The organism is Photobacterium pectinilyticum, assembly GCF_024357955.1.
GTDB lineage: Bacteria > Pseudomonadota > Gammaproteobacteria > Enterobacterales > Vibrionaceae > Photobacterium > Photobacterium pectinilyticum.
In genome coordinates this window covers 54,111-66,701 of sequence record NZ_JANEYT010000010.1, presented here as the reverse complement: position 1 = coordinate 66,701, position 12,591 = coordinate 54,111, and the positions used below count along the sequence as shown (strand labels likewise).

Genomic DNA, 12,591 nt, shown 5'->3' with positions numbered 1-12,591 from the left:
CAATCATACTGGATGCCAAGGGAGGAGCAGCATGATTATTGGAGTTCCAAAAGAAATCAAAAACCACGAATACCGTGTTGGCCTCGTTACCAGCAGTGTCCGTGAGCTCACATCACTCGGTCATCAAGTCTTGGTCGAAACCCTGGCCGGAGTCGGGATCGGGCTGTCAGACGTAGACTATGAAAACGCTGGCGCTACAATTATTTCTAACGCTAAAGAAGTTTTTACCAGATCAGAGATGATTGTCAAAGTAAAAGAGCCTCAAGCAGAAGAAAGAGCCATGCTGAATAAAGGGCAGATTTTATTCACGTATCTCCATCTTGCACCAGATTTTCCGCAAACAAAAGACCTGATTGATAGCAAAGCTGTCTGTATTGCTTACGAAACCGTCACCGATTCCTCAGGAAAATTACCGCTGCTAGCCCCTATGTCTGAGGTGGCGGGCAGAATGTCTATCCAAGCAGGAGCCCAAACACTAGAGAATTCTAACGGTGGCCGTGGATTGCTGCTCAGTGGCGTTCCAGGCGTCGAGCCAGCCAACGTGTTGATTTTAGGGGGCGGGGTTGTCGGCTCCAATGCCGCGCGCATGGCGGTGGGGATGCGTGCTAATGTCACCCTTCTTGACCGTAATCTCGATACCCTCAGAGCACTCGATTGCGAGTTCAAAGGAGCGGTAAATCTCACCTACTCAACCACTGAGACCATCGACCGATTGGTGCCTGAAGCCGACATTATCATTGGTGCGGTGCTGATCCCCGGGGCTGCAGCACCTAAGCTGATCACCGCTGATCACGTCAAGAAAATGAAGGCCGGATCGGCACTAGTAGACGTCGCTATTGATCAAGGAGGTTGCTTTGAAACCTCTCACCCGACCACCCATACAGACCCCACCTATATCGTCGATGGTGTGGTGCATTATTGTGTAGCCAATATGCCTGGAGCCGTCGCAAGAACGTCTACTTTTGCGCTAAATAATGCAACGCTACCCTATGTAATAAAGCTCGCGAACCTCGGTTACAAAAAAGCCCTGCTCGCTGATCCCGGATTCCTTGCTGGCATGAATGTGATATATGGTAAAGTTACTTGTAAAGAAGTTGCCGACAGTTTTGACTTGCATTTCACTGATCCGACTGTCGCTATCAGCATGCACTGACCTTGAATAGTTATAACTAATAATTATAGATTATGCGAAAATAATCTAAAACAACTTATCCCTGCTGCCGGGTATTAAACTCGGCAGCCTGATTTTACAGGGAAAAAACCACGCTACAATCCCCTCTTTCCATAGCGCCTCAATTTACCTACAATCACTCATCATAAGATCAAAAACCTCATTCAGCCTGGAGAAGTAATGAGTAACGTAAGACATTGTAAACTGCTCATCCTTGGTTCTGGTCCTGCTGGCTATACTGCCGCAGTGTATGCTGCTCGTGCCAATCTTAACCCAGTCATGATTACGGGCATGCAGCAAGGTGGTCAGCTTACCACCACCACAGAAGTTGAAAACTGGCCAGGTGACGCCGAAGGTCTAACAGGCCCAGGGCTGATGGATCGCATGAAAGAACACGCAGAGCGATTCGAAACAGAAATCATTTTTGATCATATTAGTGAAACTGATTTTAGTCAGCGTCCTTTCCGTCTTAAAGGCGACAGTGGCGAGTACACCTGTGACGCATTGATTATCTCAACGGGTGCATCAGCCAAATACCTCGGCATGGAATCAGAAGAAGCCTTCAAGGGTCGAGGGGTTTCAGCTTGTGCTACCTGTGACGGTTTCTTCTACCGTAACCAAAAGGTTGCCGTTGTGGGTGGTGGTAATACCGCTGTCGAGGAAGCTCTTTACTTATCTAACATCGCTTCGGAAGTTCACCTTATCCACCGCCGTGATACGTTCCGTTCAGAGAAAATCCTGATCAAACGACTGATGGACAAGGTCGAGAACGGCAACATCATCCTACACACCGACCGTGTGCTGGATGAAGTATTGGGTGACGAGATGGGCGTAACAGCTGTCCGTATCAAAGATACCCAGTCAGAAGCGACTGAAACCCTTGAGGTGATGGGTGCCTTCATTGCTATCGGCCACCAGCCAAATACGGCTATTTTTGAAGGCCAGTTAGCAATGAACAACGGTTACATCAAAGTACAGTCAGGTACTGAGGGGAACGCAACCCAAACCAGCGTAGAAGGTATCTTTGCCGCTGGTGATGTAATGGACCACACTTACCGTCAAGCCATCACATCAGCCGGTACTGGCTGTATGGCTGCACTTGATGCAGAGCGTTACCTCGACGCGTTAGAAGAACAAAAATAATACTCTCGGCCACCGCTCAAGGTGGCCTTTTTAGCCTTCACCTTTAAGCCTGCTCTTCTGAGCAGCGCAAGAATTTAATATGGATAAACAATTACAACGCGATTTAACCAAATGGTTGAAATCACAGAGTAAGCTGGCAAAGCGCTGGCTCATGCTCAGTGTCGGCCTGGGGTTCTTGTCGGGGTTGCTACTCGTTGGCCAAGCAGCTTTGCTTGCCCATATCCTGCACCAACTCATTATTGAACACACAGATAAATACCAGCTCGTTTCAAGCTTCGGTGGGCTGTTTGCCATTGTCGGTCTCAGGGCTGCCTGCAGCTGGGGGCGCGAGATCTACGGCTACCGCTGCGGCGAACAGATCCGGCTGCATATCCGGCAGTTGATCCTGCTACGCCTGCAACAATTGGGTCCCGCCTATATCAAAGGCAAACCTGCCGGCGTCTGGGCCAGCTTGGTACTTGAGCAGGTAGAAGAGATGCAAGACTTCTTCTCCCGCTACATTCCGCAGATGTCGATCGCAGTATTGGTTCCTATGGTGATTTTATTTGCAGTCTTCCCGCTCAACTGGGCAGCAGGCCTGATTTTCCTCATCACCGCACCGCTAGTGCCAATGTTCATGGCTCTGGTTGGTTTGGGGGCTGCTGATGCCAACCGCCGAAACTTCAAAGCACTGCAACGCCTGTCCGGTCACTTCTATGACCGATTACAAGGCTTATCGACCCTGCGCTTATTCAATCGCGCTGAAGCTGAAGCCGAAAACTTACATGCTGCATCCCATGTCCTGCGTAAGCGGACCATGGAAGTATTGAGAATGGCTTTCCTGTCATCGGCTGTGCTGGAATTTTTCTCGGCACTCTCAGTCGCCATTACCGCAGTATACTTTGGCTTCTCGTTTATCGGTGAACTCAACTTTGGTCACTACGGCGTGCCTATCAGCCTGTTTACCGGTCTGTTCATTTTGGTACTGGCGCCGGAGTTCTACCAACCACTGCGTGATCTGGGCACTTTCTACCATGCCAAAGCACAGGCTATCGGTGCAGCAGAGTCAATTGTTGAATTTCTTAACAGCGATGCTGATGGCATGAGCCAAGGGCAAACGAACCTGGAATCACCAGAGACCATTTCGATTACAGCCGATCAACTGGAAGTACTGAGCCCGCAAAGCCAAGTACTGGCAGGCCCGCTGAGCTTTACCATCCATCCGCACGAGCAGGTTGCACTTGTCGGCCCAAGCGGCGCTGGCAAAACCAGCCTGCTCAATGCCTTGTTGGGCTTCCTACCCTACCGCGGTAGCTTGAAAATCAACGGAACCGAGCTCAAAGAACTCGATCACAGCCAGTGGCGACAGGCCATAAGCTGGGTCGGCCAAAACCCACTACTGTTACACGGTACCGTCCGCGACAACATTACGCTGGGTAACCCATTGGCCACCGAAGAACACATCAAGCAGGTCTCTCAACAAGCCAATGCTGATGAGTTCATCCAGCGCCTAGAGAAAGGTTACCACCATCAGGTCGGTGATCGCTCTGGTGGCCTGTCTGTCGGCCAAGCCCAGCGTATTGCCGTGGCTCGGGCCATGCTGCAAAGCGGTGCCTTCTGGATATTGGATGAACCAACGGCAAGCCTAGACGCCAACAGCGAACACTTAGTCTTGGAAAGCCTGAAAAATGCAGTGAGCGGTCAAACCACTCTGATGGTGAGCCACCGTCTCGATCAACTGGCCGCAATGGACCGCGTTCTGGTGATGGAAAACGGTAAACTGGTCCAAAATGGTTCTTTCGAACACATCCGCCAGCAAGGTCTGCTTGCAGACATGCTAGCCCACACTGACAAGAGGGATCTCGATGCGTGATTTAATCCCTTACCTCAAACTCTATCGTAAACACTGGTTCGGCATGACACTTGGCATGTTGCTTGGCCTAGGCACTCTTTTGGCTGCCATGAGCCTGTTGACCCTATCGGGCTGGTTTATTACGGCCTCAGCCGTTGCAGGCCTCACCATTGCCCGTGAAACCTTCAACTACATGCTACCGGGTGCGGGTGTACGAGGCTTCTCTATTGCCCGTACGGCGGGCCGCTGGGGCGAGCGAGTGGTCAGCCACAACGCAACCTTCAAACTGCTGGCTGACTTGCGTTTGTTCTTTTTCCGAAAGCTGACTCCGTTGATCCCGGGTCGACAGACCAACCTACGCGATGCTGACTTGCTCAACCGCTTGGTCGCCGATGTCGATGCGATGGACCACGTCTACCTGCGCTTGGTTAATCCATTACTTATCGGTGTCATTGGGTTACTGGCTATCACAGGCTTCCTTGCTTGGTTTGATGTCACTATAGGCCTGACCCTTGGTGCCATTTTACTCAGCCTGATGCTGATCTTGCCGGTTATCTTCTACCGTCTAGGTAAATCCAACGGTGAAACCCTGACGATGGCCAAAGCCAATTATCGGGTGAAAATGCTGGACTGGATCCAGGGCAATGCCGAGTTGCTATTGTTTAATGCCGAGGAGCGTTACTATCAGGCCGCCCTTAATGAGCAACAAGCGTTATTAGATGCACAACGGAAAATGGCCAACCTTACCGGCCTTGCCAATGCGATCCTGATGGCGGCAACGGGCTGGACACTGGTACTGATCACCTGGATAGCAGCTGATGGCATTGCCGGACAAGCACCAGACCCGTTTGTAGCCATGGTCGCCTTTGCCACCATGGCCAGCTTCGAGCTAATGATGCCCGTGGCTGGCGCGTTCCAGTACTTGGGGCAGACCCTGACATCTGCCCGTCGACTTAATGAGATCATTGAAGCGACCCCAGATACACCGTTTGATCCTAACGGCCATACCGCAGAGGTTGAGGGTGCGCTGGATCTCCAGAATATCAGCTACACCTATTACGGCAGTGACGAACCAGTACTGAAAAATATCTCATTGACCATAGGCAAAGGCGAGAAAGTCGCACTGCTAGGTCGAACTGGTTGCGGTAAATCGACCCTGTTGCAGCTGATCACCCGCAACTGGGATCCGCAGCAGGGGCAAATCACCCTCGATGAAGTACCGCTGCCCCAATGGCAAGAAGCGCCGCTGCGCCAAGCAATTACTGTTGTTAGCCAGCGTGTTGATGTTTTCAACGGTTCGCTGCGCGAGAACCTGCTGCTTGCCAAACCGCAAGGAACTGACGAAGAGTTCTGCAACGTGCTTACCAACGTTGGCCTAGACGCTTTGCTGGAAGGTAAAGGGCTGGATACATGGCTTGGTGAAGGCGGACGTCAGATCTCTGGTGGTGAACGTCGCCGTATCGGTATCGCCCGTGCCCTGCTGCACGACGCACCAATCCTACTTATGGATGAACCGACCGAAGGCCTTGACCGCCGTACTGAGCAGCAGATCATAGCTTTGCTATTGGAACACGCCAAAGACAAGACCGTGCTGTTCATTACCCACCGATTGGTTGGTTTGGAGCACATGGATCATATCTGTTTGATGGATGAAGGTGAAATTATCGAGCAAGGCAAGCACCACGCACTGCTGAACCAAAATGGTCGATACACCGAGCTTTGGCAACGTATCTAATACCAATCTGGATAAGTAGTTGATCAAGTATTTATCTCGGTTGGTATAATGCCACACGGAATAATCCATAACGAAAACGGGAGCCACATGGCTCCCGTTTTTTTATTTGAAAATATTGGTACTACAGCGGCATCGTCCAATTATTATTGATACAGGCCGTCAAGATATGATCTTCCCACTTACCGTTAATCAGCAGGTAGTCTTTCGCTTTGCCTTCAAATTCAAAACCGCATTTTTTCAAGACTGCCTCACTCTTCGCATTACGGGGCATATACGCGGCCATAATACGGTGGAAGCCTTGATCTTCGAACATCCAGCAATTGGCGGCAGCCAGTGCCCTACTCATCAACCCTTGCCCTTGGCAGTCCTGCTCCAATGAATATCCGACATGGCAAGCATGGAAAGGGTGACGGACAAGATTGCTGTAATTCACCACACCACAAATCTCATCGCTGCCTTTTTGCTGGATAACAAAGTAGTAAGCCATTTTGTGCTTATGCAATTGCATAAGCTGTTCCAGCCGTCGCTGCCAACCTGTTTCGGTAAAAAAGGCTTCTTCACGCAACGGCTCCCAGGGCTGTAGGAAAACCCGGTTTCGCTGATAATAGGCAGTAATAGCCGCAACATCTTTAGGAGTAACAAGCCTAACCGTCGCATCACCTATATCGATTGATGTTGTTCGGCTGATAATCGAATGAAACAACAGCACCTTATCCTTATGCCTTACACTATGTTGAAACGTTAGCACAGCCCGTGGATGATGAATACACCTTCGCTATAAACTTATTTCATGACAAAGAATTGGCCGTATGTTTGAACTATCATTGTGATAGCCGCGCCGCGTTTGACGCTAACCAACACAGTGAAGATTATGTATTACGACCACCTTGATACGGAATTGGGCAAAATATATTTATTGGCAGACGAGCAAGGACTACGGCAACTGACCATTGCCAGTGGCGGATTTGCCCCAGACAGCCACTGGGATCACGACCCGGACTTCATGGCGCCTTACATCACCCAGCTCGCTGAGTATCTCGATGGAAAAAGAAAGCAGTTTACCCTCCCCCTAGCTCCTCCCGGCTCAGAGTTCCAGCAACAAGTATGGCAAGCCATTTGTGAAATCCCCTATAACAGCCATCGCTCATACCAACAAATCGCCACACAGATTGAACATTCCACCGCTCTTCTCGCTATCGGTATGGCCAAGAACGTCAACCCAATCCCTATTATCATCCCTTGCCACCGCGTCGCCTCCGAAATCGAGGCCCAGCAAAGCTGTCGCTACGGGCAAGGACTGATCTGCCAGCTCAGAGAACTCGAACAAGGTAAGCTGACGTTGTTGAAGTAAGCAGGCTATCGCCTATAACCGCTCTTGCCAAGGGCTGTAGAAACAAAACGCCCGATGATGTTCATCGGGCGTTTGAATAAACGATTATAACTGGATAGATCAGCTTAATGCTTACCGATCCCGTATTCACGTAACTTGTTAGCGACTGCGGTATGTGAAACCCCCAGCCTTTTCGCCAGTTTGCGTGTCGACGGATAGCTGCGGTACAAGCTATTCAAGATACCCGACTCATAGCGCTTCATAATTTCGTCAAGCGAGCCATCAAGGATCTCCTCGCTAAGCACTGTCGCTGACTCGTTTTCTGGCAACTGGATATCATCGACTTTGATTTCCGTCCCTTCGAGTTGGGTCATGGCCCGGAACAGTACATTGCGCAGCTGGCGAATATTACCCGGCCATGCATATTGGCTAAGATATTGGGCAACTTCGGCAGAAATCGCTGGCTTCTGCTGTTGCAGCTCTTGAGCAAACTGACTCAGGAACAAATCGGCCAACGGAACAATATCCGCTGTTCTTTCACGCAGCGGCGGGACGGTCAAAGCCAATACATTCAAGCGATAGTACAAGTCTTCCCTAAATTTCCCGGTCGCGACAAGTTCAGGCAGCTTCTTCTGGGTCGAACAAATAACACGGACATCCACCTTCATCTCCTGCTCTTCACCAACACGACGGAACGTCCCATCCTGTAGGAAACGCAACAGTTTGATTTGCAGGTGCTCTGACATCTCGCCGACTTCATACAAGAAGGCAATACCGCCATCGGCTTGTTCGAAAATACCTTTCTTGCCCGGCTCGGTCGCAGTTGCCGCCATACCGAACAACTCCGTTTCGGCAGCGTTGTCTGGCATAGACATGCAATTGACCAGCAGGAACGGGTTATCACGACGCAGTGAGCGTTGATGACAAGCCCTTGCCAGCATCTCTTTACCAGTCCCCGTTTCACCCTGGATCAATAATGGTGCATCCAGCATAGCCAGCTTCTTCGACTGCGATACCAGCTGCTTGAAACGGGATGATTGGCCGACAAGATGCTCGAATCCATTGTCACCACTAAGCTGGCGCATCGCCAATGGCATCTTGGCTTCCGAGAGGGATTTGAGCAGGATAACCGCACTGGCCAGTACCTGTTCTTCCGTTTCGTCGGTCACATAGACCGGCATGATTTCCATCATGTAGTCGAGGCCTGACTGCACCACCAGCTCGCTCCGGCGGCTGGCATTATCATTTTCAAGCCAGTTATGGATATTAAAGCCGACGAAAGTTTGGATATGTTCGCCGACAATCTCCTCACGGGGTTTGCCAAGCAAGACTTCTGCTGCGTCATTGGCAAGATCGATTTTGCCCTGCAAGCTAATAGAAAAAAACGGATCGGGTAAGGCTTCCAGTAACGCTTTAAGCTCTTTGTGTTCACGTTCGCTTGGCATGAACTGGATCTTTCTAACATCAGTCACCCCATCCAACTGGCGGATCTGTGACATCAACTGGCTAAACTGCTCAAATTCAACTTCGGGGCAATTTAAATAAATGATCCCAACCCGGTCAATTTCAATGCCCCGTAAGTCAATCTGCCGGCTCGCAAGGATATCCAGCAGCTCTCGGGTCATGCCAAGTCGGTCTTCACAAAAGACTTGTAGCCTCATATTAATTATCTTCCAAGGTGTCAGGAATTGTTGACACAAGAAGTTTGCGCCTTCCCTGTAATGGAGTCAAGTCATTGGCGTTCGTAGCTGAGAGGTTGCGCACTATCAATCCATTACCGAATCAATATCGGCCTAATGAATAAAAAAATCGAAGAGGGATGAAGGGGTGGAAAGAGTGGAAAGAAGGCCGCTATGGGCCTTCATTTAGTAATGAAAAATTTCCCTTACGATAAGCTTGGTCTTTATACCAACCTACATAAATATTTGATCAGTCTTGCTGGTTAAAATCGCTGTTCTCTGCGTTAGATATTTTGTAATTAGAGCCACTAGTGACTGCAATATCTGCCTTGATAACAACGACTTTTCCAGTGCAAATACTTGATCAACTACTTATCCAGATTGGTATTAGCGTTCTTTATGGGTCAACTGGCTAAGCAGATCTTTACGAATTTCACTCAGCTTAGGCTGCTGCTCGGGTTGCCATGGCAGCGGACGCATCAGGTTAATTGCCTTGAGTCCTAACCTGCCAGTCAGCAGACCAACACCGACACCTTGGGCAACGCGGGTCGACATTCTGCCCGCCAAGTCCATCGAGAGCATATCCATACCGCTATCAGCAATGACTTCACTGGCACCAGCTACCGCCATATTGGCAAGCACTAACTTTACCAACTTGATCCGCGACCAATACCCCAACTCGACGCCATAGACCTTAGAGACTTGGTCAATCAATCGGAAATTTCTCCATGCCACCAGCAACATATCCGCCAAGGCCAACGGACTGACCGCCACCATAACGGCGGCTTCACTGGCATATTTCGCCACCAGTTTACGTGCCAGCTTATCTTGTTGCCCCAGTACCATACGATCATAAAGCTGCATCACCTCACGGTCATTATGGGTGGCCGCCAATGACTGCAACCATTTGTCATAGCCAGCATGCTCTTCCATCACCTTGCCCTGCTTGGCTAGCCGGGTACAAAACGCTTTGGCTTGACCGATACCATCGGCCTCAAGCAAGGCTTGCGCCTGCTCTCGCTCACTCTGACGACGCTTAAGGCGACGCAAGCTCATTAGCTCACGTCCCAGTGCCGTGATCCCCGCACTGGCAATACCGGCAACAATGACACTCCAGCCCAAGGCAAGCCAATCACCGCCCTGATAGGCCGTCACGACATAATCCACCGTTTGCCAACCCACCATGGCTGCACCGCCAACCATTAAGCCTTTTAGCCAACCAGAACGGCGCTTGGGCTTACTGCGCAGGGCTCGGTCGAGCTCTGCTTCAACATCCGGTTGTTCGGTATCCATTGCCTCGGGTAAGAAACTCTTGTCCTGCTCGGCAAACTGCAACTGTGACGTCAACTCAACCTCGACGGTATCCGCCTTTGGCTTTGATGGCTCATCAAAAACGATCTTGCTTTTTAACGACTCACTCATCGCAATTTATCTCCCAGCAGGTATTCCATTGCTTTATCCATCCGGATATGTGGCAATGGTTCGTCGCTTTGCATTTCAAGCGGACGGAAATTAATAAAATCAAAGCCCGATTGCTGCCAGAAAGTGTCGTTTGGCAAACGGCGTGGCACTTCACCAGGAAATAAGGTCTTGGCATCACCGTCAATTTGGTGCCCTCGCAGGGCTGGCACCTGTCGACCGTGATAATCGACGAAGCCCGGCTCGGTGGCCTGAATCGAAGACAGGCTGACACAATCCATCTTGATCCCCTCAAATGATGCGGTTTGCCATGCTTCATTGACAAGCTGCTGTAGCAAACTCACCAAGTTAGGATGTTGCTCAGGCGTGACATGATCGGCTTTAGTTGCCGCAAACAGTACCTTATCGATTCTGGGTGAGAACAAACGTTTTAGCATTGAGCTACGACCGTAACGAAAGCTCTGCATCAGCTGGTCTAGCGCCTGGCGCATATCATTGAATGACTCAGGCCCAGCATTGAGCGGCTGCAAACAGTCAACCAAGATGATCTGGCGGTCGAATTTGGAGAAGTGCTCCTTATAGAACGCCTTCACAACATGCTGCTGATAATAACGGTAGCGGCTTTTAAGCATACCGAGATTGGTCTCTTCATTGGCATCAGCCCATTGCTGCTCGGTGATTTTTTCGAGCCAGACCATCGGGAAGAACTGCAATACCGGTGCACCCGCCAGCTCACCCGGTAGAACAAATCGGCCCGGTTGCACCCAATGTAATCCACCTTCTGCTTTGCACTTATACAAATATTCGGTAAAACGCGCCGAGACCTGTTCAATCAACGTCTCGTCTGCCGGCGCCAATGGGTCGAAAGATTCGGCCATCGCCAACCAATCCGATGCCAACTCGGCACGCTTACCTTTCAGGATCTGGGCCTGCTGACGTGACCACGCCATAAAATCCAGCTCTAACAACGGTAAGTCCAATAACCATTCACCTGGATAATCGACAATATCCAAATACAATGTTGCCGTCTCTTGCAACAGCTTCATCGGCCCACGCTGGGGCTTGTAACGCAGTGCCAAACGGGTCTGGCTAACATCGCGCGTCGGCTCGGGCCAACTTGGCGGTGCCGAGAGCAGTGCGCCCATCCCTTCTTCGTAAGCAAATTTAGGCACATGCATATCAATTTGTGGCACCCGCTTGGCGCCCAGAAGTTGATCATCCCTAACGGCGGTGAACAGCGGCAATCGCGGGTTAGTACTCACATGCATAAGCTGATTAACCAGTGAAGTAATGAAAGCGGTCTTGCCCGCCCGGGACAGGCCCGTCACCGCCAAACGGACATGGCGGTCTAGACTCCGGTTCACCAATTTATTCAACTCATTGCTAAATCGATTCATAAACTTTCCTGAAAATGTCAAACACAGCACAGAGTGGGAAACGATAACCCTGACTATAAACCCCGGCTTATTAACCTCTGATGAATTGGCTTGTTAACCACATAGACACCAAGTTAACATCATCGAACCAAGTCAACCTCGTGCCCTCCGCCTTGGTTGGAAATGGTTTGCTGGAGACAAGAAAAGCAGGCCATTGCCTGCTTTTCTGGTTACTCATTAGTTATAGGTTGCGAAACTCTCGGTCGACTTTGAACGCCGAAGAGGTCACATAGGCCTCCATATCGCGCAACTCATGTTCCATATTGTCGAGCTCATTCTCGACATTCTGTAAGATTTGGCCTGCTGGTTTTCCTGCTTGCCATGGTTTTTGCTTAACCTGATGCTCGCGAAAAACCGTCTGTTGCTGAATGCGCTCCTCGGGCATTTTGTCGAGGATCAGCCAAGCGGCAACATAGGCCAGGGTGACGATGAATCCCACCCCGAGTAAAAAAGCTGACACAGTGAGGATCCTCACTAACCAGATTTCCATACCAAAGTATTCGGCAACTCCGGCACAAACGCCACCTAGCTTGCCGTTTTTCGGGTCGCGAAAAAGGGTCTTATTCATGACTTGCGCCTCCACTGCGGAACTTCCGAATCCAAGATACGCTCCAAAGTCACAATACGATCTTGCATCTGCTCTGCGCGAGCCACCAGCTCCTGTAGTTTCTGCTGATCATCACCAGACAACCCTTCACTTGCGTGCTTCTTGCTACGATAGTGGAGGATCAACCACAGTGGGGCAACAAAGATCATGAATACGACTAACGGCCCTACAATAAACCCCATAGACATTACTTTTCTCCTTTTATCCGCGCAGATTCAATTCATTAGATTGTCATAATAG

Annotated in this window: 11 protein-coding genes; 5 read left to right on the top strand and 6 right to left on the bottom strand. The window is 50.3% G+C overall.

Annotated elements, in window-relative coordinates:
- The first annotated feature begins 31 nt into the window (after positions 1–31).
- The 4 genes from ald (at position 32) to cydC (ending at position 5,880) form a co-directional block, all read left to right on the top strand.
- Positions 32–1,153: an alanine dehydrogenase gene (gene ald / locus NHN17_RS06615; protein ID WP_255041379.1), complete on the top strand. Its 1,122-nt coding sequence runs from the start codon at positions 32–34 to the stop codon at positions 1,151–1,153.
- Positions 1,154–1,351: 198 nt separating this feature from the next.
- Complete coding sequence (trxB, locus tag NHN17_RS06610) at positions 1,352–2,314, top strand: thioredoxin-disulfide reductase (RefSeq protein WP_255041378.1); 963 nt, start codon at positions 1,352–1,354, stop codon at positions 2,312–2,314.
- Between the two features lie 79 nt (positions 2,315–2,393).
- The gene (cydD, locus tag NHN17_RS06605) at positions 2,394–4,166 is read left to right on the top strand and encodes a heme ABC transporter permease/ATP-binding protein CydD (protein ID WP_255041377.1); all 1,773 of its coding nucleotides are present in this window, start codon (positions 2,394–2,396) and stop codon (positions 4,164–4,166) included.
- Complete coding sequence (gene cydC, locus NHN17_RS06600; protein ID WP_255041376.1) at positions 4,159–5,880, top strand: heme ABC transporter ATP-binding protein/permease CydC; 1,722 nt, start codon at positions 4,159–4,161, stop codon at positions 5,878–5,880. The genes cydD and cydC overlap by 8 nt, the downstream gene beginning before the upstream one ends.
- Positions 5,881–6,001: 121 nt before the next feature.
- Here cydC and rimJ read toward each other — a convergent pair whose 3' ends face one another.
- The gene (rimJ, locus tag NHN17_RS06595; RefSeq protein ID WP_255041375.1) at positions 6,002–6,583 is read right to left on the bottom strand and encodes a ribosomal protein S5-alanine N-acetyltransferase; all 582 of its coding nucleotides are present in this window, start codon (positions 6,581–6,583) and stop codon (positions 6,002–6,004) included.
- Between the two features lie 168 nt (positions 6,584–6,751).
- Here rimJ and NHN17_RS06590 point away from each other — a divergent pair, with 168 nt between their 5' ends.
- Entirely contained in the window at positions 6,752–7,231 is a 480-nt protein-coding gene (locus NHN17_RS06590) for a methylated-DNA--[protein]-cysteine S-methyltransferase (RefSeq protein ID WP_255041374.1), read from the top strand.
- A 104-nt stretch (positions 7,232–7,335) separates the two neighbouring features.
- Here the strand turns inward: NHN17_RS06590 and tyrR are convergent, their stop codons facing one another.
- From tyrR to pspB, 5 genes are all read right to left on the bottom strand, one after another.
- Complete coding sequence (gene tyrR, locus NHN17_RS06585) at positions 7,336–8,871, bottom strand: transcriptional regulator TyrR (protein WP_255041373.1); 1,536 nt, start codon at positions 8,869–8,871, stop codon at positions 7,336–7,338.
- A 405-nt stretch (positions 8,872–9,276) separates the two neighbouring features.
- The gene (locus NHN17_RS06580) at positions 9,277–10,311 is read right to left on the bottom strand and encodes a YcjF family protein (RefSeq protein WP_255041372.1); all 1,035 of its coding nucleotides are present in this window, start codon (positions 10,309–10,311) and stop codon (positions 9,277–9,279) included.
- Positions 10,308–11,705: a YcjX family GTP-binding protein gene (locus tag NHN17_RS06575; protein WP_255041370.1), complete on the bottom strand. Its 1,398-nt coding sequence runs from the start codon at positions 11,703–11,705 to the stop codon at positions 10,308–10,310. The genes NHN17_RS06580 and NHN17_RS06575 overlap by 4 nt, the downstream gene beginning before the upstream one ends.
- Before the next feature lie 220 nt (positions 11,706–11,925).
- The gene (gene pspC, locus NHN17_RS06570; RefSeq protein WP_255041369.1) at positions 11,926–12,312 is read right to left on the bottom strand and encodes an envelope stress response membrane protein PspC; all 387 of its coding nucleotides are present in this window, start codon (positions 12,310–12,312) and stop codon (positions 11,926–11,928) included.
- Positions 12,309–12,539 carry an envelope stress response membrane protein PspB gene (gene pspB, locus NHN17_RS06565; protein WP_255041367.1) on the bottom strand — a complete coding sequence of 77 codons (231 nt, stop codon included), beginning with the start codon at positions 12,537–12,539 and terminating at the stop codon, positions 12,309–12,311. The genes pspC and pspB overlap by 4 nt, the downstream gene beginning before the upstream one ends.
- Between the last annotated feature and the right edge of the window lie 52 nt (positions 12,540–12,591).

What these genes read in the sequence shown, in the direction of transcription:
- ald (WP_255041379.1), top strand. Translation starts at nt 32, where the DNA reads ATGATTATTGGAGTTCCAAAAGAAATCAAAAACCACGAATACCGTGTT.
- trxB (WP_255041378.1), top strand. Translation starts at nt 1,352, where the DNA reads ATGAGTAACGTAAGACATTGTAAACTGCTCATCCTTGGTTCTGGTCCT.
- cydD (WP_255041377.1), top strand. Translation starts at nt 2,394, where the DNA reads ATGGATAAACAATTACAACGCGATTTAACCAAATGGTTGAAATCACAG.
- cydC (WP_255041376.1), top strand. Translation starts at nt 4,159, where the DNA reads ATGCGTGATTTAATCCCTTACCTCAAACTCTATCGTAAACACTGGTTC.
- NHN17_RS06590 (WP_255041374.1), top strand. Translation starts at nt 6,752, where the DNA reads ATGTATTACGACCACCTTGATACGGAATTGGGCAAAATATATTTATTG.
- tyrR (WP_255041373.1), bottom strand. Translation starts at nt 8,871, where the DNA reads ATGAGGCTACAAGTCTTTTGTGAAGACCGACTTGGCATGACCCGAGAG.
- NHN17_RS06580 (WP_255041372.1), bottom strand. Translation starts at nt 10,311, where the DNA reads ATGAGTGAGTCGTTAAAAAGCAAGATCGTTTTTGATGAGCCATCAAAG.
- NHN17_RS06575 (WP_255041370.1), bottom strand. Translation starts at nt 11,705, where the DNA reads ATGAATCGATTTAGCAATGAGTTGAATAAATTGGTGAACCGGAGTCTA.
- pspC (WP_255041369.1), bottom strand. Translation starts at nt 12,312, where the DNA reads ATGAATAAGACCCTTTTTCGCGACCCGAAAAACGGCAAGCTAGGTGGC.
- pspB (WP_255041367.1), bottom strand. Translation starts at nt 12,539, where the DNA reads ATGTCTATGGGGTTTATTGTAGGGCCGTTAGTCGTATTCATGATCTTT.